This is a genomic window from Rhodanobacter sp. LX-99 (assembly GCF_018599185.1).
In the GTDB taxonomy this organism is placed as follows: Bacteria; Pseudomonadota; Gammaproteobacteria; order Xanthomonadales; family Rhodanobacteraceae; genus Rhodanobacter.
The window spans coordinates 1,147,056-1,166,453 of record NZ_JAHFVL010000001.1 but is presented as its reverse complement, the minus strand read 5'-3'; the positions used below and the strand labels follow the sequence as shown (position 1 = coordinate 1,166,453).

At 68.4% G+C, this 19,398-nt stretch carries 16 protein-coding genes; 2 read left to right on the top strand and 14 right to left on the bottom strand.

From position 1 onward, the window contains the following. Window positions 1-136: 136 nt before the first annotated feature. Window positions 137-1,534: a sigma-54 dependent transcriptional regulator gene (locus KK131_RS05610; protein ID WP_214555707.1), complete on the top strand. Its 1,398-nt coding sequence runs from the start codon at window positions 137-139 to the stop codon at window positions 1,532-1,534. Between the two features lie 22 nt (window positions 1,535-1,556). Then, on the top strand, window positions 1,557-2,861 hold the full coding sequence (locus tag KK131_RS05605; RefSeq protein ID WP_214555706.1) for an ATP-binding protein: 1,305 nt from the start codon (window positions 1,557-1,559) through the stop codon (window positions 2,859-2,861). Window positions 2,862-2,931: 70 nt separating this feature from the next. Here the strand turns inward: KK131_RS05605 and KK131_RS05600 are convergent, their stop codons facing one another. The 14 genes from KK131_RS05600 to KK131_RS05535 all read right to left on the bottom strand — a co-directional run bounded on the left by KK131_RS05600 (window position 2,932) and on the right by KK131_RS05535 (window position 19,347). Next, window positions 2,932-3,210, bottom strand: a complete 279-nt coding sequence (locus KK131_RS05600; protein WP_214555705.1) for a GIY-YIG nuclease family protein — start codon at window positions 3,208-3,210, stop codon at window positions 2,932-2,934. Window positions 3,211-3,214: 4 nt separating this feature from the next. Next, on the bottom strand, window positions 3,215-3,844 hold the full coding sequence (locus tag KK131_RS05595) for a glutathione S-transferase family protein (protein WP_214555704.1): 630 nt from the start codon (window positions 3,842-3,844) through the stop codon (window positions 3,215-3,217). A gap of 74 nt (window positions 3,845-3,918) precedes the next feature. Beyond that, window positions 3,919-5,781 (bottom strand): ATP-binding cassette domain-containing protein, encoded by a 1,863-nt coding sequence (locus KK131_RS05590; RefSeq protein WP_214555703.1) that lies wholly within the window; start codon window positions 5,779-5,781, stop codon window positions 3,919-3,921. A gap of 121 nt (window positions 5,782-5,902) precedes the next feature. After that, window positions 5,903-7,102, bottom strand: coding sequence for a methionine adenosyltransferase (gene metK / locus KK131_RS05585; protein ID WP_214555702.1), 1,200 nt, complete (start codon window positions 7,100-7,102; stop codon window positions 5,903-5,905). 197 nt (window positions 7,103-7,299) lie between these two features. Further along, on the bottom strand, window positions 7,300-8,133 hold the full coding sequence (locus KK131_RS05580) for a class I SAM-dependent methyltransferase (protein WP_214555701.1): 834 nt from the start codon (window positions 8,131-8,133) through the stop codon (window positions 7,300-7,302). 85 nt (window positions 8,134-8,218) lie between these two features. Continuing rightward, window positions 8,219-9,205, bottom strand: coding sequence for a tRNA dihydrouridine synthase DusB (gene dusB / locus KK131_RS05575; RefSeq protein WP_214555700.1), 987 nt, complete (start codon window positions 9,203-9,205; stop codon window positions 8,219-8,221). Window positions 9,206-9,259: 54 nt separating this feature from the next. Next, a complete protein-coding gene (locus KK131_RS05570; RefSeq protein ID WP_214555699.1) occupies window positions 9,260-10,372 on the bottom strand; it encodes a PepSY-associated TM helix domain-containing protein in 1,113 nt (370 codons plus the stop codon). A gap of 1 nt (window position 10,373) precedes the next feature. Next, complete coding sequence (locus KK131_RS05565) at window positions 10,374-12,494, bottom strand: TonB-dependent receptor (RefSeq protein WP_214555698.1); 2,121 nt, start codon at window positions 12,492-12,494, stop codon at window positions 10,374-10,376. A gap of 81 nt (window positions 12,495-12,575) precedes the next feature. Continuing rightward, complete coding sequence (locus KK131_RS05560) at window positions 12,576-13,856, bottom strand: nucleoside permease (RefSeq protein ID WP_214555697.1); 1,281 nt, start codon at window positions 13,854-13,856, stop codon at window positions 12,576-12,578. A 112-nt stretch (window positions 13,857-13,968) separates the two neighbouring features. Next, window positions 13,969-14,553: a uracil-DNA glycosylase family protein gene (locus KK131_RS05555; RefSeq protein ID WP_214555696.1), complete on the bottom strand. Its 585-nt coding sequence runs from the start codon at window positions 14,551-14,553 to the stop codon at window positions 13,969-13,971. 110 nt (window positions 14,554-14,663) lie between these two features. Further along, on the bottom strand, window positions 14,664-15,485 hold the full coding sequence (locus KK131_RS05550; RefSeq protein WP_214555695.1) for a hypothetical protein: 822 nt from the start codon (window positions 15,483-15,485) through the stop codon (window positions 14,664-14,666). Between the two features lie 160 nt (window positions 15,486-15,645). Further along, the gene (locus tag KK131_RS05545) at window positions 15,646-17,016 is read right to left on the bottom strand and encodes an FAD-linked oxidase C-terminal domain-containing protein (protein WP_214555694.1); all 1,371 of its coding nucleotides are present in this window, start codon (window positions 17,014-17,016) and stop codon (window positions 15,646-15,648) included. A 58-nt stretch (window positions 17,017-17,074) separates the two neighbouring features. Further along, window positions 17,075-17,431, bottom strand: coding sequence for a YraN family protein (locus KK131_RS05540; protein WP_214555693.1), 357 nt, complete (start codon window positions 17,429-17,431; stop codon window positions 17,075-17,077). Then, window positions 17,431-19,347 carry a penicillin-binding protein activator gene (locus KK131_RS05535; RefSeq protein ID WP_214555692.1) on the bottom strand — a complete coding sequence of 639 codons (1,917 nt, stop codon included), beginning with the start codon at window positions 19,345-19,347 and terminating at the stop codon, window positions 17,431-17,433. Before KK131_RS05535 ends, KK131_RS05540 begins: the two co-directional genes overlap by 1 nt. Window positions 19,348-19,398 lie beyond the last annotated feature (51 nt).

The window sequence follows — 19,398 nt, the reverse complement described above, 5'->3', positions numbered from 1 at the left end:
GATTGCCCTGCGATACGAGCAGGAGCCCGCGGGCGGGCGATGCTCTTGTTCGGACACGAATGAACGGAAGGCAAAAGCATCGCCCGCTCGCGGGCTCCTACTATGCTGCAGAGGTTGCATGGACAGACGGAACAACATGACGCGCGAACCGAATCCCACCGCACTGCTCGTCGACGACCAGGCCGACGTGCGCGAGGCGCTGCGCCTGCTGCTGAAATCCGAAGGCATCGCCAGCGTCGGCGTGGGCGGTCCGGCCGCGGCGCTGGACGCGGTGCGCCAACGCGATTTCAGCTGCGCGCTGATCGACCTCAACTACACCCGCGATACCACCTCGGGCGAGGAGGGCCTGGCCCTGCTCGACCAGTTGCGCCAGCAGGCGCCGGAGCTGCCGGTGGTGGTGATGACGGCGTGGGGCAACGTGCCGCTGGCGGTGGACGCGCTGCGCCGCGGCGCCGGCGACTTCATCGAGAAGCCGTGGGACAACGCGCGCCTGCTCAGCATCGTGCGCAACCAGATCGCGCTGGGCGATGGCGCGCGGCGGCAGCGTCGCTTGGAGGCGGAGAATGCGCTGCTGCGCGGCGGCAACGACGCCCTGATCGCCGAGTCGCCGGCGATGCGGCGGGTGATGGAACTGGTGGCGCGGGTCGCGCCCAGCGACGCCAACGTGCTGGTGCTGGGCGAGAACGGCACCGGCAAGGGCGTCATCGCGCAGCAGCTGCATGCGCAGTCGCGCCGCGCGGCGCGGGCGCTGGTCAAGGTCAACATGGGCGGCATCGCGGAAAACGTGTTCGAGTCGGAAATGTTCGGTCACGTGCGCGGCGCGTACACCGATGCGAAGAGCGAGCGCATCGGCCGCTTCGAGCTGGCCGACGGCGGCACGCTGTTCCTCGACGAGGTGGGCAACGTGCCATTGCCGCAACAGCCGAAGCTGCTGCGCGTGCTGGAGGACGGCGAGTTCGAGCGGCTTGGTTCGTCGCGCACGCAGAGTGCCGACGTGCGGCTGGTTTCGGCGACCAATGCCGATCTCGCCGTCGAGGTGGAGGCGGGCCGCTTCCGCAAGGACCTGCTGTACCGCCTCAATACGCTGGAGATCCGCCTGCCGCCGCTGCGCGAGCGCAGCGCCGACATCCTGCCGCTGGCGCGCAGCTTCCTCGAACGCAGCGCGGCGCGCTATGGCCGCCACGGTTTGCGGCTGGCGCCGTCGGCCGAGCGCGCGCTGCTGGCGTGGCGCTGGCCGGGCAACGTGCGCGAATTGGGTCACCTGATGGAGCGTGCCGCGCTGCTGGCCGAGCACGACTTGGTCAGCGATTCGGCGCTGGCGTTCGGGCCCGGTTCGGCGGGAGCGGAACCCGCGCAGGACATCGACGGCATGACCATCGACCAGGCCGAGGCGCACCTGGTGCGGCGCGCGCTGGAACGCCACGACGGCAACCTGCAGCATGCCGCCGACGCGCTCGGCATCACCCGCCAGACCTTGTACCGGCGCATGGAAAAGCACGGGCTGCGCGATCCTTCGTCCGACGATGCCGACTGACGCCACCCGCCGCAGCGGCCGCATGCCCGCGTTCGAGCGGCGCGTGCTGCTGGGCAACTGGCTGGTGGCGTTGCCCGCGCTGCTCGGCGTGGCCGTGCTGTTGCTGGCCGGCGTGCCCGAGCGTGAGCTGTGCTGGCTGCTGGCCGTCGCGGTCGTCGTGGCCACCGCCTTGGTCGCGCGCTGGCAGCATCGCCGCGTGGTGTATCCGCTGTACACCCTCGCCGGCCTGCTGGAAGCGCTGCGCGAGGGCGACTACAGCATGCGCGGCGTGCTGGGTGGCGTGCTCGGCGATGCGATCTACGATATCAATGCGCTGGCCGATCGTTTGCAGAAAGAGCGTTTGCAGTTCGAGGACTCCGCGCGCCTGCTCGGAAAGACGCTGGCCGCGCTGGACAGCGCGGTGCTGGTGTTCGATCACGACGCGCGGCTGCGCCTGCTCAATCCGGCTGCGCAGCGCCTTCTCGCCAGCGAGCGGCACGCGCTGATCGGCCGCCGTGCCGACGATCTGGCGCTCGACGCGCTGCTGGACGCGCCATCGGCACAGGTCGTCAGGCACACGTTCCCCGGCCGCAGCGGCCGTTTCGACATCCGCCATGCGCCGCTGCGCAACGAAGGCCGCAGCGGCCGCCTGCTGGTGATCAACGACGTCGGCCGCGTGCTGCGCGAGGAAGAGCGCCAGGCCTGGCAGCGCCTGCTGCGCGTGCTCGGCCACGAGGTCAACAATTCGCTGGCCTCGATCCATTCGCTGGCCGGCACCTTGGCCACCCTGATTGCGCGCGAGCCGTTGGCCGACGACTGGCGCGAGGATGCACGCGGCGGCCTGCAGGTGATCGGCAACCGCGCCGAATCGCTGGCGCGCTTCCTGGCCGGCTACAGCCGGCTCGCCGCGCTGCCGCCGCCGCAGAAACGCGAACTCGACCTGGCCGTGCTGGTGCCGGCGGTGGCGCGGCTGGAGCAGCGCATGGCCGTGCAAGTGGAGGCGGGTGCGCCGCTGACCGCGCAAGCCGACCCCGACCAGCTCGAACAGGCGCTGATCAACCTGCTGCGCAATGCCGTCGAGGCGAGTCTGCCTGCCAGCGGCCAGGTGGTGATGCGCTGGCGCAGCGAAGGCGAGCGCGCGCTGATCGAGATCCTCGACGACGGCCCCGGCCTGCCCGGCAGCGACAACCTGTTCGTGCCGTTCTTCACCACCAAGCCGGGCGGCTCCGGCATCGGCCTTGCCCTGGTACGGCAGATCGCCGAAGCCCATGAAGGCGGCGTCAGCCTGAGCGCCCGCACCGACGCAAGTGGCTCCGTCGCGAGCCTGTGGCTGCCCCTGTCGTCGTAGGAACCCGCTGGCGGGCGATGCCCTTTTACGGGAATCGGCAATCGCAAAAGCATTGCCCGCCAGCGGGTTCCTACGTGCGGTGTGAAGCCCGGGCGCGTAGCGCGGCGATGCGTTCATCGCGCGGCAACCGTTTCCAGGCGATCTCCAGGCGAAGCGCCGCGCTGCGGTCGGCGACCCAGACCCAGCCCAGCAACTGCCGCGGCGGGTTGGAGCGGGTGAAGCGGGCGCCCTTGCCGGCGAGGTGTTTCGCGTAGCGCTGTTCGGGGTCGCGTGCGATGCCGGTGTAGACGCGGCCGTCGGCGCACTCCAGCAGGTACACGGCCCAGGCGTCGGCGCCGGCGTCGCTCATGGACTCAGGCCCACTCGACCAGGCCTTCGGCCTCGCACACGCGCTTCCACGACGGACGCGCCTTCAGTCGCGCGGCCAGGGCGGCCAGCTGCGGCCATGCCGTCGCCGGGCGCGGCATGTTGCGCGACCAGCGCATCAGCATCAGCGCGTACAAGTCCACCACGCCGAACGTGTCGCCCAGCATGTACGGGCCGTGCGCGGCCAGCTGCGCATCGATGTGCGACCAGCACTTCTCGATGCCGATGCGTGCCGCTTCCTTGATGCTGTCGCCGGCGCCGGGCAGGTGGTCGCCGGGATAGAACCACTGGCGGAACAGCGGCTGCAGCGAGTTGGCCAGGTACAGCATCCACTGCAGGTAATCGGCGCGCTGCGCGCTGCCGATGGCGGGTGCCAGCGCGGCTTCGGGATGTCGCTCGGTCAGCAGCATCGTCAGCGCCGCCGCCTCGCCGTGCGGCACGCCGTCGATCACCAGGGTCGGCACCACGCCGTTCGGATTCAACGCCAGGTAGGCTGCGCTGCGTTGCTGGCCGGCATCCAGGTCGACCCGCTCCAGCGTGTGCGGCACGCCGATCTCGAACAGGGTCAGATGCACCAGCAGGTTGGCGGAACCGGGGGCGTAGTAGAGCGTGTACATGGCGATCATCCGCAGGGGCAATCCGCGAATGATACGCCGCTGCGTCGCCGCGCCGGCGACGCGGCGGTCGGAGGTCAGCCGTCCAGTTCCGTCCAGCGCGCGTAGGCCGCGTCGAGCTCGGCTTGCAGCGCCACCAGGGCCTCGTTCGCCTTGACGATGGCGGCGCTGTCCTGCTGGAAGAAGGTCGGCTCGTTCATCGCGGCGGTGCGCGCGGCGATGTCGCCTTCCAGTTGCTCGATGCGTTTCGGCAGCTGCTCCAGCTCGTGCTGCTCCTTGAAGCTGCGCTTGCGCTTTGCCGCAACGGGCGCGGCGGGTGTCGGCGCCGGCGTGGCGGATTTGCCGGGGGCAGGGGTGCTGCGCGCGGTGGGCCGCTGGCGCAGCCAGTCCGTATAGCCGCCCACGTACTCGCCGATCCGGCCTTCGCCTTCCAGCACCAGCGTGCTGGACACCACGTTGTCGAGGAAGGCGCGATCGTGCGAGACCAGCAGCAGGGTGCCCTGGTAGTCGGTCAGCAATTCTTCCAGCAGTTCCAGCGTTTCGACGTCGAGGTCGTTGGTCGGTTCGTCCATCACCAGCAGGTTCGACGGCTGCGCGAACAGCTTGGCCAGCAGCAGGCGGTTGCGCTCGCCGCCGGACAGGCGGGTGATCGGCGCGCGCGCGCGGTCGGGCGAGAACAGGAAGTCCTGCAGGTAGCCGATGATGTGCTTGCGCTGGCCGTTGAGTTCGATGTACTCGCGGCCCTCGGCCACGTTGTCCAGCGCGTTGAGCTTGTCGTTGAGCTGCAGGCGGTGCTGGTCGAAGTAGGCGATCTGGATGCCGGTGCCCAGCTCGGCCGTGCCGCGCAGCGGGGTCAGTTCGCCCAGCATGATCTTCAGCAAGGTGCTCTTGCCGGCACCGTTCGGGCCAATGATGCCGATGCGGTCGCCGCGCATGATCGTAGTGGAGAGGTCGTCGATCAGCACGCGGCCGTCGTAGGCCTGGTGCACGTGCTGCAGGTCGATCACCTTCTTGCCAGAAGCCTGCGCGTTCGCCGCATTCATCTTGACGTTGCCGCTGAGATTGCGCCGCTCGGCGCGCTCGTTGCGCAGCGCCTTCAGCGCGCGCACGCGGCCCTCGTTGCGGGTGCGCCTGGCCTTGATGCCCTGGCGGATCCACACTTCCTCCTGTGCCAGCTTCTTGTCGAACAGCGCGTTCGCCTGCGCTTCGGCATGCAGGCGTTCCTCGCGCCGGCGCAGGTAGTTGTCGTAGTCGCCGGGCCAGTCGGTGAGCGCGCCGCGGTCGATCTCGACGATGCGCGTGGCCAGCGCGCGCAGGAAGCTGCGGTCGTGGGTGACGAACAGGATGCTGCCGGCGAACTGCTTGAGGAACGTCTCCAGCCAGCCGATCGCCTCGATGTCGAGATGGTTGGTCGGCTCGTCCAGCAGCAGCACGTCGGGCTTGCGTACCAGCGCCTGGGCCAGCAGCACGCGGCGCTTCATGCCGCCGGACAGCGCGGCGAAATCCGTGTCGCCCGGCAGTTCCAGCTGGGTCAGCACGTCGCTCACACGGCGGTCCAGGTCCCAGCCGTGCTGCGCCTCGATCTGGTGCTGCACGTCGCCGAGCGCGTCGAAGTCGCCCTCGGCCAGCAGATGGTGATAACGCGCCAGCAGGCGGCCGAGATCGCCCAGCCCTTCGGCGACCACGTCGAACACGCTGCCGGCCGTGCCTTGCGGCACTTCCTGCGCCATCCGCGCGACCACGACGCCGTTCTGGATGCGCACCTCGCCGTCGTCGGCCTGCAGCTCGCCGGCGATCAGCTTCATCAGTGTGGATTTGCCTTCGCCGTTGCGGCCGACGATGCACACCCGCTCGTTCGCCTCGATCGACAGATCGACATGTTCGAGCAGGAGCGGGCCGCCGATGCTGAAGTCGACGCGTTGCAGTTGGATAAGGGACATCCGCCCATTGTAGCTGGTGCGGTGGGTATCGCTGCCTCCGGGGTCCGCTTCGCAAGGCGGGTGAAAAACAAAACGGGCCGCACAAGGCGGCCCGTTTCGCTTGCGGCGTCGTGACGCCGGCTTACTTCAGCTTCGCATCCTTGCGCAGCGCCTCGGCGCGGTCGGTCTTTTCCCACGAGAACGCGGTGAAGGCCTTGCCGTCCGGACCCTTCATCTGGTGCGGGGTGCGGCCGAAGTGGCCGTAGCTGGCGGTCTGCTGGTACATCGGGTGGATCAGGTCGAGCATCTGCAGGATGCCGTACGGACGCAGGTCGAAGTGCTTGCGGATCAGCTTTTCGATCTTCTCGTCGCTTATCCTGCCGGTGCCGAAGGTGGTGACCGAGATCGAGGTGGGGTGCGCCACGCCGATCGCGTAGCTGACCTGCACTTCGCAGCGGTCGGCGATGCCGGCGGCCACGATGTTCTTGGCCACGTAGCGCGCGGCGTAGGCGGCCGAACGATCGACCTTGGACGGATCCTTGCCCGAGAACGCACCGCCGCCGTGACGGGCCCAGCCGCCGTAGGTGTCCACGATGATCTTGCGGCCGGTCAGGCCGCAGTCGCCCACCGGGCCGCCGATCACGAACTTGCCGGTCGGGTTGATGTGGAACTTGGTGCCCTTGTGCAGCAGCTTGGCCGGCAGCACCGGCTTGAGGATGGTTTCGCGCACGGCCTCGATCAGGTCTTTCTGCTTCACGTCCGGATCGTGCTGGGTCGACAGCACCACGGCGTCGATCGCGGTCGCCACGCCGTTCTCGTAGCGTAGGGTGACCTGGCTCTTGGCGTCCGGGCGCAGCCACGGCAGCGGCGAGTTCTTCCGCTTGCGGACTTTCGCCTGCTGTTCGACCAGGCGGTGCGAGTAGTAGATCGCCGCCGGCATGAAGTCTCTCGTCTCGTTGGTGGCGTAGCCGAACATCAGGCCCTGGTCGCCCGCGCCCTGGTCTTCCGGGTTCTTGCGGTCCACGCCCTGGTTGATGTCCGGCGACTGCTTGCCGATCAGGTTGATCACGCCGCAGGTGGCGCCGTCGAAGCCGACGTCGCTGGAGTCGTAACCGATGTCGAGGATCACCTTGCGGGTGATCGCCTCGAGGTCGATCCACGCATTGGTGGTGATTTCGCCGGCGACGATCGCCACGCCGGTCTTGACCATGGTTTCGCAGGCCACGCGGGCGCGCGGGTCCTGCGCGATGATCGCGTCGAGCACGGCGTCGGAGATCTGGTCGGCGACTTTGTCCGGATGGCCTTCGGAGACCGATTCGGATGTGAACAGGTAGTTGGACATCGCGGTTTATATCCCTTCGTACGGATAGAAAGATAAAAGAAGTCGGGCATGATACATCGCCGCCCCCGGTTTTGCAGCCCGTGGAGATTCTGGGGACCAGGGGGTTAGGCGGATGTTCAGCCGTTTGGACGGCTTTACGGCCTGCGGTCGCGGCCTCGGCTGGGCATGATCCGTGGGCGGGGACGGTCCGCCCAGGCTCAGTAGGGGGTGGCGCGGGCTTGCACGAACGCAAAGAAGAACACCGCATCGGGGTCGTTGCGGACCGCCTGCAGCTCCGTGCGCATGCCTTCGACCGTGGCGGCATCGACCTTTCCGGCGAGCACCAGTTGCTCGGCCGCCGACACCAGCAGCTCTTCCCAGAATTCGATCATGCGCTTGCGCCGCGCCGGCTGACGGTTGTCCAGATGGATGCTCTTCACTTCCGTCTGCACGTCGCGGTAGCCGCCGGCCAGCAGCAGGTTGCCCAGCTTGGCGCCGATGAACGGGTCGCCGCCGGTGTCGTACTGGTAATCGTTGAAGGCCATCCAGTAGCGCAGCAGATTCGGCGAATAGGGATCGAGGAAGAAGGAGGAGTTGAGCACCTCGGTGACGTAGACGGTGGCGCCGGGGCTGAGCACGCGGCGGACCTCGCTGAGTACCCGCGCGGGGCTGGGCATGTGTTCCAGCACCCAGCACAGGTAGGCCGCGTCGAAACTGCGCTCGGCGAAGGGAAGGTCGGTGGCGTCGGCCTGCTGCAGCGTATAGCGCATCGCGCATCCGGGGGCCTGGGCCAGGTTGTGGCTGGCGGCGGCCAGTTGCGCGGCGGAGCGGTCGATGCCGGTGACGTGCAGATGCGGAAACCGGCGCAGCAGGATCTCGGTCTGCGCGCCGACCCCGCAGCCGACTTCCAGCAGGCGCGTCGCGTCGCTGTAGTCGATGTGGTTGAACAGGCTGGTCTCGAACATGCGCGCCTGCCGCACCAGCCGCGACTGCTCCTCGGCGGAAAAGCCGTGGATATAGGGGAATTCGCCTGCGCTCGTGCTGCTGTTCATTGTCCACGTGCAAGGAAGCCGCTGCTGAGGGCTACGGTACTCCTCCACCATGGCCGTGGGACGGCCGACGATCCGGCGACTGCGCTCAGGCCGCCAGGCGCGCCTCGTCCTGCAGCGCGGCGAAGTAGTCGCGGGTCAGGCGCAGCTGCTCGCCGGCGGTTTCGGCGCGGTTGACCACCTGCCGGAACGCGGCGTTCTCGGGGCGGTCCTTCGCGTACCAGCCCAGATGCTTGCGCGCGATGCGCACGCCGGCCGGTTCGCCGTAGAACGCGTGCAGGTGTTCGAGGTGGCCGAGCAGGATCGCGGCGACTTCGGCCGGTTCTGGTTCGGGCAGCAGTTCGCCGGTGGCGAGGAAGTGGGCGATCTCGCGGAAGATCCATGGCCGCCCCTGGGCGCCGCGGCCGATCATCACCGCGTCGGCGCCGGTGACGGCAAGCACGTGCTTCGCCTGCTGCGGGGTGCAGACGTCGCCGTTGGCCAGCACCGGGATGCGCACGGCGGCCTTCACCGCGGCGATGGTGGCGTACTCGGCCTCGCCTTCGTACTTGTCGGCGCGGGTGCGGCCGTGCACGGCCAGCGCGGCGATGCCGGCGTCCTGGGCGATGCGCGCGATGTTCAGCGCATTCCTGTTGTCGCGGTTCCAGCCGGTGCGGATCTTCAGCGTCACCGGCACGTCCACCGCGCCCACCACCGCCTTGACGATGCGCGCCACCAGCGGCTCGTCCTGCAGCAGCGCGGAGCCCGACCACACGTTGCACACCTTCTTGGCCGGGCAACCCATGTTGATGTCGATGAGCTGTGCGCCGTTGGCGACGTTGAAGCGTGCCGCCTCGGCCAGCATCGCGGGATCGTAGCCGGCGATCTGCACGCTGACCGGTTCGGGTTCACCGGCGTGGTTCATCCGGCGCAGCGACTTGCGCGTCTGCCACAGGGTCGGGTCGGCGGTGGTCATCTCGGACACGGCCAGGCCCGCGCCAAGCCGCTTGCACAGCAGGCGGAACGGCTTGTCGGTGACGCCCGCCATCGGGGCGAGCACCAGCGGCGGGTCGATGCGGTAAGGGCCGATTTGCATCCGGCCATTGTAGTGAATCGCGGGAACCGCCGTGCCGACGGCTTCCGGGATCGCTTACTGGCGGTGGCGCCGTTGGCGCGTGCGCCAGAACAGGAACCCGGTCACCAGGAAGAATGGCGGCAGCAGGCCGCACAGCAGCACCAGCAGCTTTCCGGCCAGGCCGCCCACGCCGCCGGCGTGCAGCGGATAGACCGCGTTGCTGAGACGCGCGCCAGTGCCCTCGGCGGTGGCGTCGACGGCGCCCAGCACCTGGGCCCGGTAGGGATCGAGCCACACCTGGCTGCGCCCGACCGGATGCCATTCGCCCGGCGCCCGCGCGCGGATCGTCACGCGGCCGTCGCTGGCCGAGGGCAGCGCGATGCGGCGCAATTCGGCGCCCGGCAGCGCGTGTTGCGCGGCGTCGAGCACCGCCGCCCAGTCGATCGCCTGCGGGCGCGGCGCGATGCGGGCCGGCGTCGGCGTGGCCGGCGCATCCGCGAACAGCGTCTGCAAGACGTGTCGGGTGCCCGCGCCGTAGACCATCAAGGTGCCGGTCAAGGTGACTAGCAGCAGCAAGGGCAGGCTGAGCGCGCCGATGCTGCGATGCCAGCTGACCCAGCGCCTTGCCGGCGGCTGCGTATGGATGCGCAGACTGCCGCGCAGGTTCCGCCGGCCCGGCCACCACAGCCACACGCCGGAAAGCAGCAATCCCAGCGTGAGCCAGCCGAGCACGCCCAGCACGGCCTCGCCGGTTTTCCCGGCGAGCAGGTGGGTGTGCCAGTCGCGCAAGCTCAGCAACAGGTCGCTGCCGGGCGCGCGCGTCAGCAGCAGGCTGCCGTCGGAGGGATCGAGATAGCGCCGTGAGCCGTCGGAAAAATACAGCTGCCATACCGGCAGTTCGGCGGTCGGCAGATCGGCGCTGCGCAGTCCCATGGACGGCCATTCGTGCGTGATGCGCGCCAGCACGGCCGCGCGCGCCGCCGCGTCGGGCAACGCATGCGCGGCCAGCGGCGGGTGCAGCAGGCGGAGCAGCGGCCCCTGCAGCACCAGCACGCTGCCGCTGAGCGCGATCAGCGCGTAGACCAGCCCCAGGCTGAGGCCGGCCCACAGGTGCAGGCGCTTGAGCCAGTACCGCACGGCGCCGGCGCGGCGCGCGGATGCTTCGATCGTGGTCGCGGAGGCGGACACGTCAGAAGGCCTGCTGCCAGGTCAGCGATAGCACGCGGCCGCGGCCGGCGAAGTACGAATCGTCGTCGCCGACAGTCTGCGAGACGTAGTTGATGTATTGCTTGTTGGCGAGGTTCTGCACGCCCAGCGTCCAGTCGCCGGCGCTGTTGGTGTGCCACTTCAGGTAGGCATCGGCGGTGCTGTAGCCGTCGAAGTGCGCGCTGCGCCGGCCCAGCGTGGCGAAGTCGCGGCTGTAGGCGTGGCTGAATTGCAGGTAGCTGGACCACGCGTCGCTCCAGCGCTGCGTCCACGACAGGTTGAGCCGGTTCGGCGCGATGTTGGCGCCGTCGAGGTCGGAGTCGACCTGGCCGTCGCCGTTGCGGTCCGAGCGGCCGCGGTTGATCGCGAAGGAGGCGTCGAGGCGGGTGCCGTCGAGCGGCTGCCAGTTCGCGCGCGTTTCCCAGCCGCTGATCGCGGTGCGCTGGCGCATCACGTTGTAGACCTGGTTCGGTGCGTCGAACACCAGCACCGAGCCGAGCCGCGAGCGCGAGACGTAGTAGCTCACCCGGGCGCCCACGCGGTCGCCGGCATACTCGGCGCCCACCTCGCGGTTGTCCGAAACCACCGGCTTGAGGTCGAGGAAGCTGGCCACGTTCTGGCCCGGCTTGTTGATCGCGCGCAGCACGCGGCCCACGTCGGGAAGGGTGTAGCCCTCGGCGTAGCTGGCGAACAGGTTGAGCCGGCCGGTGAGGTACCAGACCGCGCCGATGTTCGGCAGCGTCTTGCTGAAACTGGTGGAGCCGCCCTGCACGGTGACGCCGTTATAAGCCGTCAGCGTCTGGAAGGTCGGCACGTCCAGCGTGCCGTGTTCGTGGCGCAGGCCGCCGGACAGCGACAGCGATTCGACTGGCCAATACTCGGCCTGCAGGAACGGTGCCCAGCCGGTGTAGGTGCTGTCCGGCACCCAGTGGCGACCGGTGTGGGTCAGCTCCTGGAAGGTGGTGTCGCGGTAGCCGTCGGCGCCGGCCAGCAGGGTGAGCTTGTCGTCGAGCAGGCCGCGCCTGGACCATGACAGCCGCGCGCCATCCTTGGTCGACACGTTCTGCGACTGGTCGAAGACGTTCGGGCCGTAGGCGGGGTCCTGGAAGGTGGCGAAGCGGCCGCCGCCGAACAGTTCGCGGTTCTTCTGATGGTAGAGCTGCGCGCGCAGCTCGCCGCCGGCCAGCGCCGGGTCGCGGTAGTCGAGGCTGCTGGTCAGCACGCGGTTGCGCGGCGCATCGCCGGGCTGCTTGCCGCGGACCGAGGTGGTCGGCAGGTTGTTCGTCATGTCGCCCGGCACGGCGGTGTAGTCGCCGTTGCCTTGCAGGTCGAAACGATTGACCGTCAGCTGCAGCCGGCGCGCGCCGGCGAAGTCGTAGCCGAGCTTGGCGAAGCCGTCCGTGCTGCGCGAATCCATCAGGTCGCCCTGGGTGCCGTCGACGCCGATCAGCCGCCCCTTCGCGTCGGAATACATACCGCGCTTGCGCCACGACGCACCGGCGACCAGATCGAACGCGCCGCTGCGCATGCCCAGCAGGTACGCCGCGCCGTAGCCCAGGCCGTTCGCGCCGCGGGTCGGCGCGCTGGTGTTGACGGTGACTTCCTGGCGCACGCCGTCCTGTTTCGGCGCCTGCTTGGTGATGATGTTGATGATGCCGCCGGCGGCGCCGAGGCCCTGCATCGAGTTGGAGCCCTCGACGATCTCGATGCGCTCGATCATCGCCGGGTCGATCGTGTAGGCGTCGCGCGAACCGTTGCGCAGCGGGCTCGATTGCGGCACGCCGTCGATCATGTACAGCGGGTTGCGTCCGCGCAGGGTCTGCCCGCGCGAGCTGAGCTTCTGCGTCGAGGGGGCGAACGAGGGCAGCAGGTTGCCGATGGCGTCGGAGAGGTCCGGCGTGATCGCCAGCTGCTGGCGCAGGTCCTCGCTGGTGATCACCGTGATCGTGGTCGGCAGCGCGCCCTGGCTTTGCGGCATGCGCAGCGTGCTTTCGGAAACCTCGATGCGCCTGAGCTCGACGGCATCCTTCTGGTCGGCGGCATGGGCGACGCCGGCGAAGGCGAAAATAACGGCAAGGGCGAGCGGGCGAGCGGGGAACGACATGAGGACCTCCAGTTGAGGAGGCGCATGTTAAATGAAAATGATTCGCAATAACAGTTCTCGCCGCGCCTGCTCCCGGGCGGCTCAGTGCGTCGGCACAACCCGCCGTGCCGCAACCGGATCGTGCCGGTGCTTGAACAGCGGCACGAACAGCAGCGCCATTGCCAGAGCGTAGCCGGCGAAGGCCAGCCAGATGCCCTGCCAGTCCTTGCAGATCAGTACCGCGTCGTTGCAGCTGTGGTCGGTGAAGAAGTGGTCGATCGCGAAGCCCGCGATCAGGCTGCCCAGCACGGCGCCCACGCCGTTGGTCATCAGCATGAACAGGCCCTGCGCACTGGCGCGGATCTTCGGGTCGGCCTGGCTCTCGACGAACAAGGAGCCGGAGATGTTGAAGAAGTCGAATGCCATGCCGTAGATGATGCACGACAGCACGATCATCCACAGCCCGCCGGCCGGGTCGCCGAACGCGAACAGGCCGAAGCGCAGCACCCAGGCCAGCATGCTCATCGTCATCACGGCCTTGATGCCGAAGCGCTTCAGGAAGAACGGGATGGTCAGGATGAAGGCGGTTTCGGAGAACTGCGAGATCGAAATGATGATGGTGGAGTACTTCACCGTGAGCAGGTTGGCGTACTCGGGCACCTTGACGAAATCGCTGAGGAAGGCGTCGCCGTAGGCATTGGTGAGTTGCAGCGCTGCGCCCAGCAGCATCGCGAAGATGAAGAACACTGCCATGTTGCGGTTCTTGAACAGCGTGAACGAGGTGAGCCCCAGCCGGTCGGCGAGGCCGCGCCCCTGCGCAGCACCCATCCGCGGCGGGCATTTGGGCAGGGTGAAGGCGTACAGGCCGAGCAGCAGCGAGGCGCCCGCGGCCACGTGGAACTGCGCGGGCGAGGCCTTGAAGCCCAGCAGGCTGGTGGTCCATGTGGCGGCGATGAAACCGATCGTTCCCCACACGCGGATCGGTGGATAGGTATTCACCACGTCCAGGCCGTCTTGCTTCAATGCGTTGTAGGCCACGGTGATCGCCAGCGAGATGGTAGGCATGTAAAAACACATGTTGAGCAGCATCACCCAGAACATCTGCTCCGGGTTGCCCACATGCGGTATCGCGAACAGCACCACCGCACCGGCGATCTGCAGCATGCCGTACAGGCGCTCGGCATTGATCCACTTGTCCGCCACGATGCCGACCAGCGAAGGCATGAACAGCGAGGCGATGCCCATGGTCGAGAAGATCGCGCCGAAGCTCGTGCCCGACCAGTGCTGGGTCTGGAACCACCACGTGCCGATGGTCAGCAGCCAAGCCCCCCAGATGTAGTACTGGAAGAAGTTCAGGACGATGAGGCGGAGCTTGAGGCTCATTGATTCGGATTCCCCCGGGAGGGCCGGGGACAATCCCGTGGCCGCGATCTGGATCGGGGCAGGTTAGAGGAAGCCTTGGCGGGGCGGCAAGGTACGCCGCAGCGGGGTCGGCTCAGTTGCGCAATGCCGCACCCACGCGTTCGCGCAGTACCGGCAGCAGTTCGGTTCCGAACCACGGATTGCGCGCCAGCCATAACCGGTTGCGCGGGCTGGGATGCGGCAGCGGCAGACGGCCGTGGGCGAGATGGTCGCGCCATGCCTGCACGGTGTCGGTGAGGCGCGTGCCGCGCGCCACGCCGAGCAGGCCGGCCTGCGCGTATTGGCCGATCACCAGGGTCAGTTGCACTTGCTTCAGCAGCGGCAGCAGGCGCGGGTGCCAGGTCGGCGCACATTCGGGCCGCGGCGGCAGGTCGCCGCCCTTGCCGGTGCCGGGGAAGCAGAAACCCATCGGCACGATCGCCACGCGGCCGGCGTCGTAGAACGTGGCCTTGTCGATCCCCAGCCAGTCGCGCAGGCGGTCGCCGCTGGGATCGTTGAACGGAATGCCGGTCTCGTGCACCTTGCGCCCCGGCGCCTGGCTGACGATCAGCAGCCGCGACGTCGCCGATGCCTGCAGCACCGGTCGCGGCCCCAGCGGCAGATGCGCCGCGCAGATCCGGCACGCGCGGATATCGACAAGCAGCTTGTCGAGGCTCATGGATGAATCATCAAATGGGGCATGGATCCATGCACGATAGAGCGTCGCCGCGACAAGCATCAAGAGGCAAGGTGCGCGTGTGGCACGGCAACGCCGTATAGGCACGCCAGTCAGACACCCGATGAGTCGCGATCACTGCCTGGCAACATCGGTGGTATGGCCGTGCCGGGTCGGAACATCAGTTCGCGTCGTCGCAGCAGGAACATCATTGCACCCAGCGGGAAGGAAACCCCCAGTGTCCATGGCCCATTCAGGAACTGCGATGCCGAGGCGCTGAACAACTGGACGCTGATCAGGGACACGCTGAAATCATCGTTTGTCCAGTTGAGCCGCACGGTAACCACCCCGATCAGGGTAAAGATGGCCCACAGCCATTTGCGTTCCCGCATGGGCGTGCGCAGGCACAGCACGAAGGCAAACAGACAGAACAGTGGAAGTACGCACACCAAGCCCATCATCAGCCAGGCCATCGGCCCCTTGCCCCGCAGGCTGAACGCGTTGGTCTGCGCCAGCGAATGTTTCGTGCGATTGACATGCAACCCTTCGATCAGGATTTTGTCGCCGTCTTGCACCATGGCCACCTCGGCCAGCAGCCATGACGCGTCGAATTGGTATTCGTAGGTCAAGCGAACATGCTTGACGCCATTGAAGGTGTTGGAGAAGGCGCCTACCGTTTTCATCGAGTGTGGCTCGCCCGGCGGGAAATAGTCGGTGAGTTGGTGCAGTTTGGCGTCGATGGCGGGATCGTTCCGCAAGTTCGGCGCCAGTCGCGATTCGATGGTGTCCAGCTTGCCTTTGCGCAGATCGTCCAGTGTACTTTTTGCCATCGCCGCTTCGGCCTTCGGCGTGAACTGGTCGATGAGCTTCTGCTGGTTGCATGAGGCACTGCCCAGGCAGGCCACTACCAGCGCGACGCTTGCGAAAAACTTCATGCACTTCCCCCTGCCCCTGTGAATCGAAGGATGCCTTTGGCGATCCATCCGATGCCTTCTGGTCTGTATAGCCCAGTCACGTGCGCAAGGGAAAGCATCAGGTGTCGCAGTTTTTTGCGAAGCCGATGATGGTCGGGGCCACGACCTGCCGAAGCTTCGCTCAAGGCAGCAACTTGCCGGGGTTGAGGATGCCGTCCGGGTCGAAGGCGGCCTTGATGTTGCGCATGAGCCCCAGCGTCGCCGGCTCCAGTGCCAGCGGCATGAACTCGCGCTTGACCATGCCGATGCCGTGCTCGCCCGACAACGTGCCGTCGAGCGAGATCACCAACGCGAACACCTCGGCGAGGCAGGCATGCGCGCGCTCGCGTTCGGCGTCGTCGCGCGGCAGCAGGTTCACGTGCAGGTTGCCGTTGCCGGCGTGGCCGAAGCTGACGATCGGCACGTCGTGCTTCGCCGAAAGTGCCTTGATGCCGTCGACCAGCGCGGGCAGGTGGCTGACCGGCACCACCACGTCCTCGTTGATCTTGTGCGGCGAGATCGTGCGCTGCGCCGGCGACAGTGCCTTGCGCGCGGCCCACAGCGCGCGGGTTTCGTCGGCGGTTTCGGCGATGCGCAGTTCCTCCAGCCCGTCGCCGCGCGCCGCTGCCGACACCGCGTCGACCGCCGAAGGCAGCGTGGCCGCTTCGCCGTCCACCTCGATCATCAGCATCGCGCCGGCCAGCGGCACGCTGTCGCCGCCGTGGTCGTGCGCCAGCTTCAGCGCCACGTCGTCGATGAACTCCAGCGCGCACGGCGTCACCGGCTGCGCCATGATCCGCGCCACCGCGCGCGCCGCCGCGCCGACATCGCGATAGGTCGCGCGCAGCGTGCGCACCGCCGACGGCTTCGGCGCGAGCTTCAGGGTCGCTTCGGTGATCAGCGCCAGGGTGCCTTCCGAACCGATCAGCAATCGGGTCAGGTCGTAGCCGGTCGCGCCCTTGCTGGTGTAGGTCCCGCAGCGGAAACTTTCGCCGCTGCCGGCCACCGCGCGCAGGCCCAGCGTGTTCTCGCGCGGACTGCCGTATTTCACCGTGCGCGGTCCGGCCGAATTGCAGGCGAGGTTGCCGCCGATGCTGCACCAGGGCGCCGAGGAAGGGTCGGGCGGCCAGAAGAAGCCGTGGGCGGCCAGCGCCTGTTGCAGGTCGCCGTTCAATACGCCGGGCTCGACCACCGCGAGGCGGTTGTCCGGGTCGATGCGCAGGATCCGGTTCATCCGCTCGAAGCTCACCACCACGCCGCCATCCACAGGCACCGTGGCGCCGGTGGTGTTGGTGCCGCGCCCGCGCGCGATCACCGGCACCTTGTGCGCGCGGCAGGTCTGCATCAGTGCCTCGACCTGGGCGTGTTCGGTGGGAAACACCACTGCGTCGGGCAGCGCGTGCCGGCGCGAATTGTCGTACGAGTAGGCGATCCGCTCCGCGTCGCCGGTGGCGAGTGCGTCGGCGGGGAAGATCTCGTGCAGGCGGGCGAGCAGTTCGGCGGGCAGGTGCATCGGCAAAGCGTAATCCACTCGCGGGAAAAATTTTCTGCGCCGGATCAGTCGGGCCGGATCAGTCGGCTTCGAATGCGCCGCGCAGCCACTCGCGCCGAATGGCATCGGGCGGGCCGTCGTAGCTGACCACGTCGAAGCGGCAACTGCGTCGCGCGTGTTGCGGATGTGCGGCCAGCCAGTGCTGCGCGGCGAGGATCAGTTTCGCCTGCTTGGCCGTGGTGACCGAAGTGGCGGCGTCGCCGTGGCTGGCGCTGCGGCGGTAACGCACTTCGACGAACACCACGGTGTCGCCATCGCGCATCACCAGGTCCAACTCGCCATGGCGGGTGGTGTAGTTGCGCGCCAGCAGTTTCAAGCCGGCGCGTTCGAGTCCGTCGCAGGCGCGCTGTTCGAAGTCGTCGCCGGCGGCGCGCATCAGTCCGTCGCGGGCTGGAAGGCCCCGCTCGACGGGGAGCTCGCCGGCGACGGCTCGGTCGTGGCGGGAGGCGCGTTCGACGGCACGTCGTCCATCTGCAGGCTGCCGCCCAGCGGACGCGCCAGGCCGTTCTGGAACTGCGCCCAGATCAGCACGCGGCGTACGCGGCCGAACTGGTCGGCGGCGAGTTGGCCGCTGGCGCCGGGCACGTAGCTGCCCGGGTGTGCGCGCAGCCAGTCGAGGTAGGGCACCAGGTTCCATGCATCCATGCCGAACGCGAACAGCCGCGCGGCACCACCGCGGGCCGCCGGCAGGCGCGCGGCGACCCCATCGCGGTTCGGCAGGCCCGGCTGGGCATCGAACAGCCACGGCGCGTCGCAGAACTCGACGCCATCCAGGTCGCGATTCGCCGCCGCGTCGTCGCTGCCTTCATAGACGTGCGAGGTGGCGAACACCGGCAGGTTCACCTGTGCAATGCGCAGCTGCGGCAGCAGCAGGCGCGCCTGCGCGGGACGCATGCTGATGAAGATGCCGGCGTCGTTCGCGACGCTGCTTTCGGCCGGGGCGGCGGTGCCGCTGGCAGCGGGTGCGGAGGCGGCGGGCGCGGTGGGAAGCTTCAGCCCGGCGATGATGCTGGCGTAGCTGGTGACGCCCGGCGGCAGGGTGATCGTGCCGGCGAGCTGGCCGCCACGCGCCGCCAGCTCGGCCTTGAAGGCACCGGCCGCACGCTGCGCAAAATCGTCGGTGGAGACCAGCACGTAGACCTGGCGCAGGCTGCGCTCGATCATGTGATCGGCGGCCTGGGCGCCTTCGGTTTCCGGCAACAGGCCGAATTCGCTGGCATTGGCCGCCGGCAACTGCTTGTCGTCGGGATGGTTCAGTGCCAGCACCGGCACGGGCAGTTGCGCCTGGCTGAACACCGCGGCGACTTCACCGCGGGTCAGCGGACCGACCACCAGCCGGGCGCCGTCGCTGACCGCCTGCTGGTACGCCTTGACCGCGCCGTCGGCGGTGCCCTGGCTGTCGTAGACGCGCACCGAGGGACGCGGCGCGTGATTGCGTCCGGCGTCGAGGTAGGCTGCGAAGAAACCTTCGCGGATCGCCGTGCTCGCGGCGGCGTAATTGCCGTCGTTGGGCAGCAGCAGGGCGACCTGGGCAGGCACCTTGTAGCCTTCGCGCACGTTCGCGTCGGCGCCGGGCAACAGGGTGCCGACCGGCTGCTGCAAATCCGGCGGCGGTTGCGCCACGGCGACACCGAGCTGGCTCAGCGCCTCGTTCACCCATGGCAGCATGCGGTCGCCGCGCTGCATCGCGGCGGCGCGCTGCTTGAGCGACTCGACGCCGACCTGGTGGAGCAGCTCGAGGATCTGCTGGCGGTTCTGGGTATGGTCGAAACCGCTCAATTGGCCGTCCATCTGCACGCGGGTGCGCGCGGCGCCCCAGCGGTCGCCGCTGGCGGCCATGGCGCGGGCGCGCCATTCCAGCAGGCGCAGTTGCAGTGCGGGCGGCGCCACGACGTTCGGTTGCGTGGTGAGCCGCAGCGCGGTGGCGGCGTCGTGCCGACCGAGCGCGAGCTCGGCCAGCAACAGGTCGAAGCGGAGCGGCTCGTCACCGCTGAGGCGCTGGCGCTTGATGCTGTCCAGCACCGGGGCGGCGCGATCGAGCCGACCTTCCTCGCGCCAGGCCTCGGCGGCGAGCAGGCGGTAGCTGTCGGCGTGGCCGCGCGATTGCGTGGCCAGTGCAAGCCATGCCTGGGCGGCCTGGTCGAACTGGCCTTGCCGCGACAGCGCCTCGGCGCTTTGCGCGGCGGCGAGTTCGGCCGGCGAGCGCGGTGCGTTCGCCGGCACGCAGGCGGCCAGCGCCAGTGAAAACAGCAGTCCGATCGCGGTGACGCGCGAGAGGCGCATGAAGCGCATGGGAAATCCCTTGTTCGTCATGGTCGTCAATGCGCGATCATAGCCGATCGG